The organism is Leptolyngbya sp. BC1307 (assembly GCF_002286735.1).
Classification (GTDB): Bacteria; Cyanobacteriota; Cyanobacteriia; order Phormidesmidales; family Phormidesmidaceae; genus Phormidesmis.
In genome coordinates this window covers 22272-38871 of sequence record NZ_NRTA01000001.1, presented here as the reverse complement: position 1 = coordinate 38871, position 16600 = coordinate 22272, and the positions used below count along the sequence as shown (strand labels likewise).

Here is a 16600-nt window from a genome sequence, read left to right as displayed (position 1 = left end):
AAAGGCCGCCCTAAATTCACGGTAAGCTTGAGAGAATAAACGCTCAGTTACCGCGCTATGACCTTCTCACGCTCCAAATTTTTCACTGTTTTACTAGTCGCCTGCGTTTGCTTTCTGATCTGGACGCCAGCGGCCCATGCGCTCACCCAGATCGAACTCAAAGACCTAGTCGCTAAAGAGTGCCCTGCTGATGCCGCCTATGCCGAAGGACTGACCACCAGCGGCTCATCTATGGAGGCAACCTGCTACATGGTTTACGGCACAGCGGTAAACAAGTCAGGTAAAGATATTGTCGATGCGGATATCTTTGGCCGGATCTACGATGCTGACAACAGCCCGGTGATGAAAAACCGCTTTCGCTTAGGCGGCATCGAATATGTACCCGCAGGTGAGAGCGACTTTTCCTTCAGAATCTCAGTCCCCTCAGTGCAGCGTGCTCCCCTGACGCTTGAGAAGTTTAAAGCCTCAGGATTTTCTAGCAAGGTCAGACGTTTTCAGGCTTGGGATCAATCTATAGATGAATAGCTAGTGCCAGAGAACCCTTCCAAGCACGACAAAACCACGCCAATCATACCTGGCGTGGTTTTTTATATCGAAATACCGGCTCAATGGCAGCAGAACTGCTGTTAAAGCGTCTTGTTAGAATCCGCCGTAGCCGTAAGTCATGGCAACAACGCTACTACCAGCAGCAGTCACCAGTCCAGACACCAGCTGCAAAGCCAGAATAGCTAGAATCGCCGAAAGATCTAAGCCACCGATGGGCGGAATGATCGAGCGGAAGAGGTTGAGATAAGGATCGGTTAGCTGAGAGATGGTCGAGAAGATCGGATTTGACCAGTCGATATTAGGGAACCAGCTCAGCAGAATACGAACAATCAGCAGCACAAAGTAAATTTGCAGAAATTTAGAGATGGCTGTGATTAGGGTGGCAGCGACTACGCTCATAGGTTTGCGTCTTTGAGGATTTAGATGAACGAGAGAATACTATCTTTGCTTTGTATTTTACCTGATGCGACTCTTCTTGAGGAGTTGGCTGCGGAACGGTTTACCGCCAATCAGCCACTACTTACCTTTATATTATTCTGGCTCTGCCGGACGCGCAGTTGGGTAAGCCGCAAAATCAGTGGGTGGATGACCGTTGTGAACGTTGCCCATTTGCTCTCTGACATCTTCAATCGCCAGGTTGAGCTGAGCAATTTTGTCTTCTAGACCACGCCGGGCAATTTCCATGCGTTCTTCAGCGGTGGCGTTTTCTAGCTGGCGGCGCTCTTCTTCTGAGAGCTGAGTAAAATCGTCCGGCGCTCCCCGACGCAGCCGATTGCTGGCCAATACGCCGACAATGCCGCCGATCACACCGCCGACCAGTGCGCCTGCGACAAATCCCCCGGCAAAGTTGTTTTGACTCATGGAACCTCCTTCGTTCTAGTTAGATAGGTCTATATAAGTTTAGTTTTTGGCCAACATGGTCAGCCGTCGTTTAGGTATCGAAGGTGCGATCGCCCGCATCGCCCAGACCCGGTACGATAAATCCATTTTCATCTAGCCCTTCGTCAATGATGGCGGCATAGACAGCCAGTGTCGGATAGGCTTCGGCTAGCTTTTGCAGCGCTTGCGGCGCGGTCACTACTGAGATAATTCTCACCAGGGCCGGATCAACGCCGCGCCGGGTAAGTTCTTCCATCGTTGCCATGATCGTACCGCCTGTTGCCAGCATCGGCTCAGAGATAATCACGCGGGTGTCAGGCGTGAACTGCTCAGGCAGCTTATTGAGATACCAGGTGGGCGCTAACGTTTCTTCGTCACGGGCCAGGCCAATATGATACGTGCTACCAGTAGGAACTGCGCTTTGGATACCCTCAATCAGCGCCAGACCTGCCCGTAGAATCGGGATGATCGCAATCGGAGCTTCTGGATCGACGAAGGTAGCCGGGCAGGTTGTGAGCGGGGTCTCAATGGTCATATCGACGGTGGGCAACCAGTCGCGTCCGGCTTCGTAGGCGAGCCAGCGGCCTAGCTCGGTCATAGCGCTGCGAAAAACTGGAGAGGGTGTGTTGACGCTGCGGACGACGCCTAGCCAATGCTTAATTAGCGGATGGGGCGGAACGTAAACGCGCAGTTGTAGGGCCATGAAGCGGTGGGGGTGGGGTTCAAATCATCATACTGCTGTGGCTGCGGGTGGGGGAAGAGGGAAGGGAAAGAGGGGGTGCTGATTATTTGAGCGGGAGGAGTTTGTATCGAAGAATGTAGCCGACCAGGCAGAGGAGGGCGATCGCCCCGCCGCCAATGCCAATCGGACTGGGTACCCAAAAGATCGCTTCGATGTGCTGCGGTTGATTGGGTTCTAGATGCCAGGTGGCAGTATGGCTTTGAACGCTGCCGGGTGGGGGATCGGTTGGGGTTAGGCCCCAGGGGGTGGTGAGGTGAAAGTCGAGGTTTAGCCAGCTGCGAGACTCCCTAGGAGTGGCTTTGCCAACGCGCCACCGGCTGTTAGCTGGCAGGGTTGCAGCGCTGTCAATTTGCAGGTCGTAGGTGAGGTGATTGCGGAGCGCGAAGACATAGTTACGCTGCTGCAAGTCTAAGTGGGCGCTGACAGTGGGTGCGCCGGGTAGATCGAGCAGGCGGGTAGAAAAGTTGGTCGGACTATCGTCGCTACCGTAAAAAGTGTTGAAACGTTCGACGAGCTGCGCGCCGCTGTAGAAGGGCAGGGTGACCGCCAGGGTCTCTGGGTCTATCTGATGGGCCTGACCAGAGAGGGCTTGGGCCTGGTCAGTGAACTGCTGAAAAATCTGCCGGGAGCTGGTATCGCTGAGGGTGAGTAGGCGATCGCTTAAATGAACAGTCTGGGTGAGAGTGCCGTGGTTCTGACTGTCGAAGCGGATGCCCAGGTCATAATCGACACAGCCGCTCAGCAAGGTGCAAAGCAGCAGACAAATCACCGTGGCAGAGCGCCGAACGGTCTTTAGCTGAACCAAACAAGCCCTCCCAGGGTGAGCAAAATGCCGATGAGCGTAATCCAGACAAACTGATTGTCGGCGGTATTGACCTGGCTGAGGTCTAGCGGTTCGGGTTCGGGTTTGGGTTTAGGCCGACGCTGGCGCTTAGGCGTTTGAGCATAGCGGCGGGTCTGGTCGTCGTCCAGGTCTGCCAGGTCGGGGATTTGCGTAACCCATTCTGGCTTTAGCTCCAGCTCAGGGGCTTCTAAAATGTAGAGCAAGCGTTTGCTCTGGCGGCTGGTCTCTAGATCGGGGTGAACGACGAGCTTACGGCACAGGACCAGTCCTTCGGCTTGCTCACCAGTGGCGATGTAGGCATTCACCAGCCAGAGCTGAATTTCGCCGCCTCGGGCACCAATGGGGTTAGTCAGGGTACGAGCGGTTTGAAAATGGGCGATCGCCCGCCGGTAACGGCCCCGTTCAAACGCTGACTGACCCAGGTTGAAGGCTTCAGTCGCTAGGGCTTTTTTTTCGTCCTGATCGAGCTTGTTGAGGGCGCGGCGTAAAGCATCGGGAGTGGCGGGATCTGGGGTGGAGGCGGGAGACTGCCCTGGTTCCAAAGTCATGAATAGCTGAGAGTTCGTCTTTTGTCGGTTTCTAGTGTATCGCGCTGGCTAGGTGCTGGTGAGACCCATCAGATTGCACAGTTTGTAAACAATCCGAGCGGCGACATTGCCATCCCACTCATCAGGGCCAACTTCACACAGGTCAAACCCGATAATTTCGCGGCTGTCGGCCACTTCTCGCAGCAGGCAAAACGCTTCATCTAGCTCCAGCCCGCCAGGAACGGGGGTGCCTGTCGCTGGGCACAGCTTGGGATCGAGCCCGTCAATATCAAAGCTGACATAAACCTGCTGAGGCAAATCGGCAATGATCTGACGGCAGAGGTCGCGCCAGGGGGTGCCGTCGTAACGCGATCGCTTCAATGCCGTATCGTGATGCAGCACAATTCGCCCTTGCGAAGCCTGAACAAACTCAATCTCCCGAGGAGAAACGTCGCGCACGCCCACCTGCACCAGCCTGGACACTTGAGGCAGTGCCAGCGCGTTCCGCATAATCGAAGCGTGAGAATAGCGGAAACCCTGATAGGCATCGCGCAGATCGCAGTGAGCGTCGATATGGAGAATGCCAAAGCTCGGATATTTTTCAGCTAGCGCCTGCATTGCCCCCAGAGGAACGCTGTGATCGCCGCCCACAACGCCGACTTTTTTGCCTGCCGCCAGCGCTTTACGCACTTCGGCCAAGAGCCACTGGTTCAGCTGCTCGCAGCCTGCGTTCACCTGCGCTAAGTCAGAAGCTAGGTCAGCGGCTAAGTCAGGCGCTGAAATTGAAATTCCCTGCTCGGTGGCCTGGACGATCTTTTGGGCGGGCGATCGCAGCGCCCTATTCTGCGCCCCAATCCACTCAGGAATCGGCGGCATATAGATTCCCTGCTGCCAGCCGTTCGGATTGTCATAGTCATAAAAATCGAGCTGGGGAGAGGCCGCTAGGGTCGCCTGTGGCCCTTTCGCTGTGCCGCTATGAAAAGAGACCGTCACCTCCCAGGGCACTCCTAAGATGATGATGTTGGCAGTGTCATAGGCAAAGGGAAAGCCAAAGATATTGCCGTTATTCAAGCCGACACCGCTGGGGTCAAACCCGGCAATAATCTGCTGTTTATTTGATTTATCTAACATCGCACCCGCTCAGCATTAGCCCAAAATTTAGCGAGACGCCTCGGCCACAGATGGGCGAGCCAGCATCTTTTTAATAAACGTTGGCAGACAAAAAGCCGCCTGGTGAACTTCGGGGTTGTAGTACTGCAAATCGTGGTCAGCGGCAAACTGCGCCGCGCTGTCAGTATCGAGCGCTGCCACCGGATGAACGCCGTTTTTGGTGCAGTAGGTAAAGCTCCACATGCCCGTCGGATAAGTTTGGATGAAGGCTAGATAGACATGGACATTTTGCGGCTCAAAGATACTCCGCAGGCAGTGACTCAAATCGATAAAAGCGGCCTGGTTGAACCGGGGCGATTCGCTCTGAGCGGCCATCATGCCGTCGGGAGTCAAGCAGCGGTGGACATTTTTGTAGAATTCAGCGCTAAAGAGCCCCACCGACGGCCCCACCGGATCAGAAGAATCGACCACGATAAAGTCGAAGCTTTCAGATTCGGCATTTCTCAGGTACTCAATGCCGTCGCCAATGATTAAATTGAGCTTAGGGTCGTCTAGCGAAGATGACAGCGAGGGCAAAAACTCACGCGAAGCCCGCACCACCGCTTCGTCAATCTCCACCATCGTGACGCGCTCTACCTGCGGATGACGTAAAATTTCGCGAACGCTGCCGCCGTCGCCGCCGCCGATTACCAGCACGTTTTTCACCTGCGGGTTCACCAGCATCGGCACGTGGATGATCATCTCATGATAGGCAGTTTCGTCCTTTTCGCTGCACATCACCATTTTGTCAACGGTGAGCATTTTGCCGTACTTGAAGGTGTCAAAAATTTCGACGAGCTGATAGGGCGATCGCTCTTGAAAAATGCGATCGCCCTTATGCCGAATCGACAGCGCAATATTTTCGTCCTTATCGGTAAACCAAACGCTGCGGCTGTGCTTAGGCGGCATAATCTTTTGAGTCGCCGTATCGCGCATCTCACCTAAGTCAATATCCGTCTTCTCCAGCAGCTCTAGCTGACCGCGATTTAGCTCAATGGCTGACCCATGCTCAGCCTGAAACGCCAGCTTGAGGCTTTCATAAGACACCCACGGATTGACCGAGTCCCCACAGGTAAATAGATCGACCGCCGCATAGCGATACTCAGGCCAGGTATGAATTGCCAGATGGCTCTCCTGAATGACAATCACCCCCGAAACGCCAAAGGGTGAAAAATGGTGAAATACCGAGTTGATAATCGTCGCGCCTGACTGAGTCGCTGCCGCCAGCATGTCATGTTCAATCCGGGGCACGTCGTTCAAAATTTCGGCGGAGCAGCCGTGGAATTCGACTAAAATATGGCGACCGAGAGACTTCATAAGCAAACACAAAGCAGATGCTTTTCTAGATAGGTTGTGGGCGAGGTAAGGCAAATGACAGACAAATGACAGAGACAAGTAGCAGGGCCAGGTCAGTCTAAAAATACTGTAGAAACCGGCTATAGCTCCAGCCGGTAAGCCTTGGCTTGGGCAAAACCCGCTAGTCTATTGAAAGCAAATATGCTATGCCTGAGGACGATCACCAGCTAGGTCGCCGCTTCTACGCAAAGATTGTAGGTCTAGCGAGTGTCTTCAGCGATCTGGCCAAAGTTATAGAGTCCTCTCATTTACTCTCAGGAGAATCGTTCATGAATGCAGGTGGTGGGCTAGGCTCGTCAACGTCGCCTTTGGGCGATCGCTACGAAGTTATCCGCGAGCTAGGGCGCGGCGGATTTGGCCAAACCTACCTGGCCAAAGACCTGCACCGCTACAACGAGCTTTGCGTCATCAAAGAATTTCTCCCGCAAGTAGAGGATAAAGCCACACTCGATAAAGCCAAAGAGCTATTTGAGCGCGAAGCCAACGTGCTCTATCAGCTAGGCCACAAGCAAATTCCCGAATTTCGGCAGCTGCTAGAAGTCAACTCAGACACTAGCGGCCAGCTGTTTTTAGTACAAGACTATGTCGAAGGCCCAACCTATCAAACTTTACTGCAAGAGCGTCAGCAGTTTGGCGGTCAGTTTACCGAAACTGAAATCACTCAGCTGCTCTACCAGCTGCTGCCTGTCCTTTCATACATCCACAGCTTAGGTCTGATACATCGCGATATCTCCCCTGACAATCTGATTTTGCGCCAGTCAGACGGATTGCCTGTACTGATTGACTTCGGCAGTGTTAAGGAGATTGCCGCAGCAGTACGCAGCCAGCTTGCCATTGAGGGCGCAGGGCCAGCCGCTACTCGCATCGGCAAAGTGGGTTACGTGCCCCCCGAGCAAATGAGCAGCGGCGACGCTGACCCAACCAGCGACCTCTACAGCCTAGCTGCCACCATGCTGGTACTGGCCAATGGCAAAGAGCCGCAGGTGCTCAACGACCCCTACCACGGTACCTGGACCGGTTACGACGCCATTAGCCCTAAGCTGGGCAAAATTCTTTCAAAAATGCTGTCATCAGACCCAGCAGCGCGATTTCCCAGCGCTGAAGCCGTCCTGACAGCCCTGAGAAGCGTAGACACTTCCACCCGGCGTGCGCCTGTAGACGATCTGAACGTTGTCGCTGGCGCAATTTATCCGCCCGTTGATGCCGCGCCCTCGCCAGGCACCCAGCCAATCGTGCCTATGGGCTTAGAGCCGCTTGATGACGAAGACGCCGCCACGCTCATGGCATCGCCCGGTGCAGACGAGTCGGCAGCAGAAAGAGAGCTAGAAAAATCGGCAGATGTATATGAGCCCGAGGTTGAACCTGAGTCCCAGACGTTTGGTCGGCCCGACCCTAAGCAGGCACTGATTGGCTTGCTAGTAGTCATAGGCATCGTCACTACTTTACTGCTGTTTGCGCTAGTACGGTTTTGGAATCGACCCTCAGGCGAGGGAGCCGAGAGGACTGACCCCACAGAGCAGTCGCAAACAGAGTATTCGCCCGCAGAAGCCGCCCGTAAGCAAGAAATTCAGCGCCGCCGGGAAGGGTTAGGCATCGATCAAGACTATTTTACCCGCTTGGTCAACCAGCTTTTTTACCAGGAATATCCAGCGCTGCGCAATAGCGGCGTAGACGGCGGCCCCAAAGCATTAACCACTGCCCCAGAAGATGAACCGCTGCGAATCCGGTGGGACAATATCGCCCTCGATCTGCTCGATACCTTAGAAACCAACCTCAGTCAGCGCAGCCTCAGCGCCATGGGCAGCTATAGCGAAGATAGCCGCAGCCGCTGGGAGTCGCAGATTGCGGCAGTCAATGTCGGCACCCGATCGCTCTACGACCTGGTCGATACTAAGTTTTTCCAGCTATTTCCTCGCCAGTCGGGCAGCGACTTTCTCAATCAGCCCGTCGGTCAGGTTTACTACGCCCTGGCTGACGACCGCGCGCGCTCAATCGAATCTGGCGCACTCAGAGAAGAAGTACAGTTCGCCTCTGGCGCTTTTAGGCAGGATGTCAGCGGTACCCTTAAGCCGGGAGAAGGCAGAGTTTATACCATGCAGCTAACCACCGGTCAGCTGCTGCGACTCAGCCTGTCGGCCCCAGCCGAAAGCACGCTGCTCTCTATCTATCTCCCTCAGCCCACAGACGAAAGTCCGTTTGTTTTGGCCGATTCGGAAGATACCACCTGGTCAGGGGCGGTCACCCAAACCGGCTACTACGAGGTCGTCGCGGTCAATCGCTCTGCCGAACCGATTACCTATCAGCTAGCGATCGCTGTCGATAATGTCACGACCACACCGCCCGCCGAACCCGAGGAAGACCCGGCAGAAGACCCAGAGGGCAGTACCGAGACACCCGACGAGACTACTGAACCCTTTATCGAAGAGCCAGACGAAACCGGCACGCCGTAATCCTTTTGGCTTCTTATTCGGTCAAATCGGCTATGAAAGGCGCGATCGCCTGCACAAACTCAGGCGCTGACTCATAGGGCATCACATTGCGTCCGGTCACTTGCACACCCTGAGCATGAGGAAAGTGCTCAAGATAGGTTTGCAGGCGCTGCTGACTGGCGATTTCAGCATCGGCATCGGTCTGTTTGGCAGTCGTGCGATCAATGCTAGAAGCGGTTTCACCCATAACGATCAGCGTGGGCTGCTGGATGTGGGCGATCGCATCGGCATAGTCCTGCCGCCAGAAACCCGCCAAGAACGAAAATACCGCGTAGCGACTGGCCATCTCCTGCGATCCGGCCTTGAGCATCGCCAGCCAGTCGTCAGTCACATCTTCTGCGTGCTCAAACAGCTGCCGCTGAGAAAACGACCGCAGAAACGACGCGCGCCGCGCATAGCGGTAAAACAAATTGCCCAAGGGTGACTCAAACAACTGCCAGCTCAGCCGTTGCTTCCAGGTAGCCGAAGGCGTCGTCATCAGCCGCCAAGCCGGTGGGCCAGAAAGCACCAACCCTTTTACCTTGGTAGCAGCAGGCAGCGCCATCAGTCGCACCGCCACCGGCAGCAGTGCCCCTTGCACAACCAAGATCACCGGCCCCTGCACCACATGTTCGATAAAGTAATCAAGCTGCTCGGCCCAGACTTCAGGGGCATAGGCTCGCGCTGGCATATCACTCTCACCGCAGCCCAGCAGATCAGGGCTGTAGATCATATTGCGAGCCGACTCGTCACCCTGCATCCACTGCTGCACAAAGGGCTGCCAAAATCGCTGAGAAAGGCCGACCCCAATTGGGTGAATCAGCAGCAGTGCGGGCTGACGCTGTCCGGGCACCCGCTCAAAGGCACAGCGATAGTTTTGCCAGCTATAAAATTCCATAAACTTCCCTTAGCCGCACCCTAAAATTCCAAGCTCTAATTTCTAGACTTATCTAGACTTAATAGAGCCTCAAGCTTAGACCATAGTCAGGGGTGACTCTCCCGACAAGAGACGGTGTCGGCGCGGTAAAGCCGCATTGCTAAACTCAGCCGCCAGCGTCAGGCCGGTATTAAATTGGGATTGATCAAACTGGGCCTGGTGCAGCGTCGTTGATCGCCAACAAACAGCCTCCATCCGAGCGCCGAGCAGGTCTGCGCCCGTCAGGTCTGCGCCCGTCAGGTCTGCGCCCGTAAAGTCAGCGCTGCGCAGATCGCTATAGCAGAGCTTAGCCCCACGCAGATCCGCCCCTGCAAAACAGGCATCCTGCAGATTAGCCAGGCGCAAATCGGTGAGCTGCAAACTCGCCCCGCTGAAATCACCGCCGCCGGCATCACTGCGCACCATCACAGCCTGATGTAGATTGACCCACCGTAGGCTGGCTCGCTGCAAATTGGCCCGCCACATCATAGCTCCCGTCAAATTAGCGTCGTCCAGGTTTGCCTGACTGAGGTTAGCGCTAGTGAAATCGGCCCGGCATAGCTGTACGCCAGGTAGCTGAAAGGATGACAAATTACACTCTCGCAGGTCGGCCCGCTCAAAACTGCGCTGACCTGCGACGTAGTGCTTTAAAAGTTGGGCAGGGCTGAGATAAGCGTCCATTCTACCTACTGTCTAATTACCTGTCGCTGACAAAATTCTCCAAAAAAGGGCAATGACCTCATCTGGCAAGGCCCGACCCCTTCGAGGGAAAATTGTGAAGCTACATTAACTGCCATTAATGTAACAAAATGTAACGACGGTGACAAGACTTTGGGTCGTAAAAACTGGTAGCAATGGAGCCTGGTTGTCTTTAATAAACGGGGCCAGCAGCCGTACAAACCGTGGACCAGCGCTCGTAGTCTATACGGGCATCGAGCAAGCCGCTGATTTCTCCCCGCTGACCGATGAGGCGCTCCTGGTTGAGGGAGTTAGGTTCGGCGTAGGTGGCTAGCTGGTCGAGTGTGGTGGCGGCGCAAACCCAATCTTTTTGGCTGGTGGCCGTGGCCAGGCGCGCTTCTAGCTGACTGATGGCCCGGCGGCGCGGCGCGGTGCGCTCGTAGTGAATGTAGTAAATCATGTTGTCAGCGGCGGCCTGCGCGTAGGGCTGATTGGGCTGCAGCGCTAACGCCCGTCGGAAGTTGATCAGGGCCGTATTAAAGTCGCCCTGGCGAGAGGCGGCGTAGCCCACGTTCATCAACTGGTCAAAGGTCAGGGCTTGTTTGGTTTGGCTGATAGGCCAGCTTTCTGCCGACCTGACAAAAGGAGCAGTGAGGGGCTGAGCGATCGCCGGATTCGCCACTGCGATTACCGTCATCACCAGCGGAAAAACTTGACGCAGAGAGCAGCGCAATGGCGCAAAAAAAGACGGCAGCATAGTAAATAGCAGCGGCTGTGTATAGGTGCTAAGGCAGTCGGAATAGCCAGACTGCCCGATAGCCTAAGGCCTTTTACTCGCGAAATCATGGGTGAAATCGACCAACTTCTATTGTTGTAAACTGGGCTGAGCGCTAGCGCTTAAGTGAATTCACCGGGCTGCGAACCAGGAGCGAACCGATGCAAATATGGGTAGATGCTGACGCCTGTCCCAATCCGATTAAGGAGATTTTGTTTCGGGCGGCAAAACGGACGGGGTGCCCGCTGACGCTAGTCGCCAATCAGCCAGTGCAGGTGCCTGCCTATGTAGAAATGCTAGTTGTGCCAGCGGGCTTCGATGGGGCTGACAATCGGATTGTAGAACTGCTGGTACCGGGTGATCTGGTGGTGACAGCAGACATTCCCCTAGCAGCTAAGGTATTGGAGAAAGGCGGCTATGCCTTTGACCCCCGGGGCGATGAGTATACGAGCCGAAATATTGGCGATCGCCTCTCTGTCCGCAACCTGATGGAATCTTTTCGCGGCGGCGCAGAACCCGTTGGCGGCGGCCCGCCCCCTTTAAACAATCGGGACAAAGCCAACTTCGCCAATCAGCTAGACCGATTTTTGGCAAAACATCAGCAGTAAAGCGCAATGAAAGACTTTGAGCAAGTTGAAGTTACCAGTCGAGCCGCCTGGCGAAACTGGCTAGCGGCTCACCATCAGCAGCCGGAGAGTATCTGGCTGGTCACCTACAAAAAACATACGGGCGATCGCTATCTCTCCTACAGCAGCAGAGTATTTCGAAGAGTTGAGCCCTTCTGCTAAAAAAGGCATTTTGCAGTGGATCAAAATGGCTAGGCGCGAGCAAACCCGGCAGCAGCGGATCGAAAAGACGGTTACCCTCGTCGCTCAAAACATAAGGGCGATCTGACTGAAGACACTTTGATCTATTTACAGGCCCTATCGCTGCTTCTGTGCGCCATTGCTCACCCAACAAAGATCAGCCGTGGGAAATTTGTACGGCATTGGCAGCTATTGTCTCTAAATATTTCTATATCTATCGTTTGACGAGGCGCTTTCTTTTCATGAGCGTCCGATTGGTACTGCAAAGTCTGCTGAATACGGAAGGCTTTTTACACTTCGCTTGGGTTATTCCTGCGGCCTTTCTGGTGGTGGTCTTTTTACTAGGGTATGTCAGGTTCATCTTGGCTCTGCTCAAAAGGATGCGACGCCTGTTTTTGATAGCAGGGAGCACGTTTGTCGGCGGCGCGCTGGGAATGGAAATGGTTGCGGTAAGATATCGAGTATGCAGTTAGTTGCCCAGAATGATGTATCCCATGGCGGACAGCCTGGCATTGACCTATGAAGAGTTGGAAATGCTCGGCACTGTCATTTTTATAGATGCGCTGTTGCCTTATCTAAAGTCGAAACTGCTAAATGTGGAGATTTCGTTCACTGACTAAGCGCAATGTTTACGCCTGTTAAGACTGGTGACGGGTCGAGCACATTTTACTCAGCGGTGTTTGGCGAGTGGTTTCACAGCCGCGAAGGGGCTCATCATGAAGCGCAGCAGACTTACGTCGAGACAACTCGACTGGCACAGCGATCGCAGCAACAACCCGCTGATTCACCGCTCAAAATATTAGATGTCTGCTACGGCTTGGGCTATAACACAGCAGCGGCGCTGGAGACTATTTGGCAGGCGAATGACCGTTGCCATGTGGAAATTAAGGCACTGGAAATTGATATTGAAGTGGGGCGAAGTGCGATCGCTCACCAACTCACCCAGCGCTACGAGCCAGCCGTACAGCAAATACTGAACGACCTTGCCAAGACCTGCACAGCCGAACGCGACCCTCTAACTGCTCATATTCTCTTGGGCGATGCCCGCCAGCAGATTCAGCCGCTGGTCGAGCAGGGGTGGCAAGCCGACGTTATTTTTCTCGACCCCTTCTCGCCGCCTCACTGCCCCCAGCTATGGACAGTAGAATTTTTACAGCTAGTCGCCCAATGTTTGTGTCCCGAGGGCGGCCAGCTTGTAACCTACTCCTGCGCGGCGGCTGTGCGCTCAGCGCTAAAACTGGCTGGTCTCTCGATTGGATCTATTCCAGCAGGCGGACGGAAATGGCCGGGCACCCTCGCGAGCTATTCGTCAGGTGGGTCATCCGCGCTGTCTCAGCAGGAGCAGGAGCATCTTCAAACGCGCGCGGCTGTACCCTACCGCGACCCAACTTTACAGTCTACGACTGAAGAGATACTGGTGCGACGCACTCAAGAGCAGGCGCGCTCCCCCTTGCCCCCGGCTGGTTCTTGGCGACAGCGATGGGCGGCTGCCAGTCGATGACCACACTACGCTCAAACCTTCACAGGTCGCCGAGCCCAGCGGATAATGAAGCGTCGCCCATTTTCGCCCTTACTATGGCAGAGTCTCCTTATCTAACAGACGTTCAGTGGCTATCGCAGCATTTGGACGATCCAAAAGTCGTGATCGTCGATACTCGCTTTTCCCTGAGCGAGCCTGAGCAAGGCCGCAATCAGTACCAGTCAGGCCACATCCCCGGCGCTTACTATCTCGATCTCAATCAGGATCTCTCCAGCCCTGTTCAATCGCACGGCGGTCGTCATCCCTTACCCAACTGGAAGCAGTTCGCAAGCCAACTCAACTCAATCGGCATTCATTCTGAACCTCCCGCTGGCCCGACTCAGGTTGTTATCTATGACGACTCTCGCTTTGCCTTTGCGGCCCGGCTGTGGTGGATGCTGCGCTATCTCGGTCATGATCGGGTGGCGATTTTGGATGGTGGAATTGGGGCGTGGCAGGTGGCTGGATTGCCGCTGAGCCAGGATATTCCACCTGCAAAAACTGGTGGCTTTGAACCAAATCCTCAGTTGGGGTGGACGGTAGATATTGAAACGGTGCGGCAGCGGAAAGACTTGCCTGGGGTGGTGGTGGTGGATTCGCGATCGCCCGAACGCTTTCGCGGCGAAGTAGAACCCATCGACCCGATTGCAGGCAGCATCCCCGGCGCAGTCAACTCATTCTGGCAGGAGATCACGACAGACTCAGGTCAGCTCAAAAGTTCCGCCGCACTCTCCGCTCACTGGGCAGGGCTCAACCCCAATGACGAAATCATTGTTTACTGCGGTTCTGGCGTCACAGCCTGCGTCAACTTATTTGCGCTGGTCATGGCAGGCCACCCCATGCACAAACTCTATCCCGGTGGCTGGAGCGACTGGTGCTCCGATTCTGATTGAGGTTTATACGAGGATTTTAGTGACTTATGCCCGTCCGCATTTATGGCAACCGAGAAATTAAGACGCTGCCTGGCGAGGCTACTCGGCCCACCTCATCACGGGTGAGAGAAGCGCTGTTTAATATTTGGCAGGGGCGGGTTTCGGGCTGTCGCTGGCTGGACTTGTGTGCGGGCAGCGGGGCGATGGGCGCTGAGGCGCTGTGCCGGGGCGCGGCAGAAGTGGTCGGTATCGAGAAGTCCGGTGCGGCCTGCCAGATAGTGCGCCAAAACTGGCAGAAGGTAGCAAAGCCGGAGCAGCGCTTGCAGGTTATACAGGGCGATGTTGTCCGGCAGATGAAGCAGCTTGCAGAAACAGGCTCGCTATTTGACTGCGTCTACTTTGATCCGCCTTATGCAGGCGAGCTGTATGGGCCAGTAATTGCTCAGCTAGCAGACTGTTTGAGCGATCGCGCAGAAGCCGCCATTGAATACAGCGCAGCCCACTGGCAACCTCGCAATCTGCCTGAGAACTTAGAAATCGTTAAAGAAAAACGCTACGGCAGCACTTCTCTAGTGTTCTTGCGGCGGGTGGCTTAATCGGTTCGATAAGTATTTGTAACTAATAAAAGGCGGCTGAAATCGCTAAGTTGCGGCACAATATGAATAAAGCAACACTTTTGTTGCTAAACTCACTTTAAAGACTGCTCGTGTTAGCTGGCCAGGGATCTGGTAGGCCATGCGGGCCACAGAAATAGGAGATTCGCCATGGTTGCCGCCGCTACCCAAACCAAAACATCTGGTCAAGAACCCAGCCAAAAGCGCCTGTCTATGCAGGTTGCCACCATTGCAGAAGAGACGACAGCGATTCGTTCGCTCGACTGGGATCGCGATCGCTTCGACATCGAATTTGGCTTGCAAAACGGCACCACCTACAATTCCTTCATCATTCACGGCGAAAAAACGGCGCTGGTAGACACCTCCCACGCCAAATTTCGTGAGCTGTACATGGATACGCTCAAAGGTGAAATCGACCCGGCGACGATTGACTACATTGTGGTTAGCCACACCGAGCCCGACCACAGCGGCCTGATTAAAGACGTGCTGGCGCTGGCTCCTAATGCGGTAGTGGTCGGTGCGAAAGTAGCGATCGCCTTCCTCGAAGACCTCCTCCACACTCCCTTTGAGCGTCAGGTCATCAAAAGCGGCGAAACTTTGGACTTGGGCAACGGTCACGTCCTCGAATTTACCAACGCGCCCAACCTGCACTGGCCCGACACCATTTTCACCTACGACCACAAAACCGGCATTCTCTACACCTGCGATGCCTTTGGCGCACACTTCTGCAAAGACGATCTTTTTGACGAAGACTTAGAGGCGCTCTCCCCTGACTTTCGCTTTTATTACGAATGCCTGATGGCCCCCAACGCCCGCTCGGTGATTTCTGCCATGAAGCGGATGGATAAGATCGATGGCGAGATTGAGACCATCGCCACCGGTCACGGCCCGCTGCTGCGCCACAACGTCGCTGAGCTGACCGGGCGCTACCGCGAGTGGAGCCAGCAAAAGAGTGACGCCGAAACGCAGATAGCGGTGTTTTATGTGTCTGACTATGGGTATAGCGATCGCATTTCTCAAGCGATCGCCCGAGGCATCACCAAAACCGGCGTCGGTGTGGAAATGGTAGACATGCGCTCTGCGGACACTCAAGACGTGAACGAGATTGTCAGCCGCTCAACTGGCGTCATCATCGGTATGCCGCCTTCCACCGGCAGAGCCTCCGAAGAAACCCGCGCTGCTCTGGGCACAATCCTGGCAGGCGTCGGCAGTAAAAAGACATTTGGTCTGTTTGAATCCTACGGCGGTGACGACGAGCCGATTGACCCGCTGCATACCAAGCTGCAAGACCTGGAGCTAAAAGTCGCCTTCGATCCGATTCGGATTAAAGACACGCCCAGTGAAGCGACTTATCAGCTTTGCGAAGAAACCGGCACTGACTTAGGCCAAGAGCTGGCGCAGACCAAAAAAATCAAGAAAATCAAGGCGCTCGACGCTGACCTGCAAAAGGCACTGGGCCGCATCAGCAGCGGGCTATACATTATCACCGCGACCAAGGGCGACGTACAGTCAGCAATGTTAGCCTCCTGGATTACGCAGGCGAGCTTTGAACCACTGGGCTTTACCATCGCCGTCGCCAAAGACCGGGCGATCGAATCGCTGATGCAGGTCGGCGATACTTTTGTGCTGAACATTTTAGAAGAAGGCAATCACCTGCCGCTGATGAAGCATTTCCTCAAGCGCTTTCCGCCCGGTGCGGACAGATTTGCGGGCGTGCGCACTCGTCCAGCAAACAACAAATCGCCCATTCTGGCAGATTCTCTGGCCTATCTGGAGTGTGAAGTCGCCAGCCGCATGGAGCTAAGCGATCACTGGCTGGTGTACTGCACTGTAGACAATGGCAAAGTCGCCAAAGAAGACGCGCAAACGGCGGTTCACCATCGCAAAGTTGGCAACTACTACTAAGCAA

At 54.9% G+C, this 16600-nt stretch carries 20 protein-coding genes; 10 read left to right on the top strand and 10 right to left on the bottom strand.

Annotation, left to right across the window (positions count from 1 at the left end):
- Positions 1-57: 57 nt before the first annotated feature.
- A complete protein-coding gene (locus CKL79_RS00180; protein WP_121967570.1) occupies positions 58-525 on the top strand; it encodes a hypothetical protein in 468 nt (155 codons plus the stop codon).
- A gap of 114 nt (positions 526-639) precedes the next feature.
- On the opposite strand, the gene CKL79_RS00175 is transcribed toward CKL79_RS00180, so the two are convergent.
- The 7 genes from CKL79_RS00175 to speE all read right to left on the bottom strand — a co-directional run bounded on the left by CKL79_RS00175 (position 640) and on the right by speE (position 6004).
- A complete protein-coding gene (locus CKL79_RS00175; RefSeq protein ID WP_121967569.1) occupies positions 640-945 on the bottom strand; it encodes a YggT family protein in 306 nt (101 codons plus the stop codon).
- Between the two features lie 132 nt (positions 946-1077).
- Entirely contained in the window at positions 1078-1407 is a 330-nt protein-coding gene (locus CKL79_RS00170; protein ID WP_121967568.1) for a gas vesicle protein, read from the bottom strand.
- 70 nt (positions 1408-1477) lie between these two features.
- Positions 1478-2128 (bottom strand): uracil phosphoribosyltransferase, encoded by a 651-nt coding sequence (upp, locus tag CKL79_RS00165; protein WP_121967567.1) that lies wholly within the window; start codon positions 2126-2128, stop codon positions 1478-1480.
- 82 nt (positions 2129-2210) lie between these two features.
- Positions 2211-2972: a DUF3153 domain-containing protein gene (locus CKL79_RS00160; RefSeq protein ID WP_170943906.1), complete on the bottom strand. Its 762-nt coding sequence runs from the start codon at positions 2970-2972 to the stop codon at positions 2211-2213.
- The gene (locus CKL79_RS00155) at positions 2960-3559 is read right to left on the bottom strand and encodes a tetratricopeptide repeat protein (protein ID WP_121967565.1); all 600 of its coding nucleotides are present in this window, start codon (positions 3557-3559) and stop codon (positions 2960-2962) included. The genes CKL79_RS00160 and CKL79_RS00155 overlap by 13 nt, the downstream gene beginning before the upstream one ends.
- Positions 3560-3607: 48 nt before the next feature.
- Entirely contained in the window at positions 3608-4669 is a 1062-nt protein-coding gene (locus CKL79_RS00150) for an agmatinase family protein (protein ID WP_121967564.1), read from the bottom strand.
- A 27-nt stretch (positions 4670-4696) separates the two neighbouring features.
- Complete coding sequence (speE, locus tag CKL79_RS00145) at positions 4697-6004, bottom strand: polyamine aminopropyltransferase (protein WP_121967563.1); 1308 nt, start codon at positions 6002-6004, stop codon at positions 4697-4699.
- Between the two features lie 185 nt (positions 6005-6189).
- Between speE and CKL79_RS00140 the strand changes: the two genes are divergently transcribed.
- The gene (locus CKL79_RS00140; RefSeq protein WP_205878937.1) at positions 6190-8493 is read left to right on the top strand and encodes a serine/threonine-protein kinase; all 2304 of its coding nucleotides are present in this window, start codon (positions 6190-6192) and stop codon (positions 8491-8493) included.
- A gap of 13 nt (positions 8494-8506) precedes the next feature.
- Here the strand turns inward: CKL79_RS00140 and CKL79_RS00135 are convergent, their stop codons facing one another.
- The 3 genes from CKL79_RS00135 to CKL79_RS00125 form a co-directional block, all read right to left on the bottom strand.
- Positions 8507-9409 carry an alpha/beta hydrolase gene (locus CKL79_RS00135; protein WP_121967562.1) on the bottom strand — a complete coding sequence of 301 codons (903 nt, stop codon included), beginning with the start codon at positions 9407-9409 and terminating at the stop codon, positions 8507-8509.
- Positions 9410-9484: 75 nt separating this feature from the next.
- The gene (locus tag CKL79_RS00130; RefSeq protein WP_121967561.1) at positions 9485-10108 is read right to left on the bottom strand and encodes a pentapeptide repeat-containing protein; all 624 of its coding nucleotides are present in this window, start codon (positions 10106-10108) and stop codon (positions 9485-9487) included.
- A gap of 190 nt (positions 10109-10298) precedes the next feature.
- On the bottom strand, positions 10299-10862 hold the full coding sequence (locus CKL79_RS00125; protein WP_121967560.1) for a hypothetical protein: 564 nt from the start codon (positions 10860-10862) through the stop codon (positions 10299-10301).
- A gap of 179 nt (positions 10863-11041) precedes the next feature.
- Here CKL79_RS00125 and CKL79_RS00120 point away from each other — a divergent pair, with 179 nt between their 5' ends.
- The 8 genes from CKL79_RS00120 (at position 11042) to CKL79_RS00090 (ending at position 16596) form a co-directional block, all read left to right on the top strand.
- Complete coding sequence (locus CKL79_RS00120; RefSeq protein ID WP_121967559.1) at positions 11042-11488, top strand: YaiI/YqxD family protein; 447 nt, start codon at positions 11042-11044, stop codon at positions 11486-11488.
- Positions 11489-11494: 6 nt separating this feature from the next.
- Positions 11495-11668 carry a hypothetical protein gene (locus CKL79_RS23700; RefSeq protein WP_240518565.1) on the top strand — a complete coding sequence of 58 codons (174 nt, stop codon included), beginning with the start codon at positions 11495-11497 and terminating at the stop codon, positions 11666-11668.
- The gene (locus tag CKL79_RS23695; protein ID WP_240518564.1) at positions 11652-11774 is read left to right on the top strand and encodes a YdeI/OmpD-associated family protein; all 123 of its coding nucleotides are present in this window, start codon (positions 11652-11654) and stop codon (positions 11772-11774) included. The genes CKL79_RS23700 and CKL79_RS23695 overlap by 17 nt, the downstream gene beginning before the upstream one ends.
- A 154-nt stretch (positions 11775-11928) precedes the next feature.
- Positions 11929-12159 carry a hypothetical protein gene (locus CKL79_RS00110; protein WP_121967558.1) on the top strand — a complete coding sequence of 77 codons (231 nt, stop codon included), beginning with the start codon at positions 11929-11931 and terminating at the stop codon, positions 12157-12159.
- 152 nt (positions 12160-12311) lie between these two features.
- Entirely contained in the window at positions 12312-13187 is an 876-nt protein-coding gene (locus CKL79_RS00105) for an MnmC family methyltransferase (RefSeq protein WP_121967557.1), read from the top strand.
- A gap of 74 nt (positions 13188-13261) precedes the next feature.
- Positions 13262-14098, top strand: coding sequence for a sulfurtransferase (locus tag CKL79_RS00100; protein WP_121967556.1), 837 nt, complete (start codon positions 13262-13264; stop codon positions 14096-14098).
- A gap of 26 nt (positions 14099-14124) precedes the next feature.
- Positions 14125-14673 (top strand): 16S rRNA (guanine(966)-N(2))-methyltransferase RsmD, encoded by a 549-nt coding sequence (gene rsmD, locus CKL79_RS00095; RefSeq protein ID WP_121967555.1) that lies wholly within the window; start codon positions 14125-14127, stop codon positions 14671-14673.
- A 168-nt stretch (positions 14674-14841) separates the two neighbouring features.
- Positions 14842-16596, top strand: a complete 1755-nt coding sequence (locus CKL79_RS00090) for a diflavin flavoprotein (RefSeq protein WP_121967554.1) — start codon at positions 14842-14844, stop codon at positions 16594-16596.
- Positions 16597-16600 lie beyond the last annotated feature (4 nt).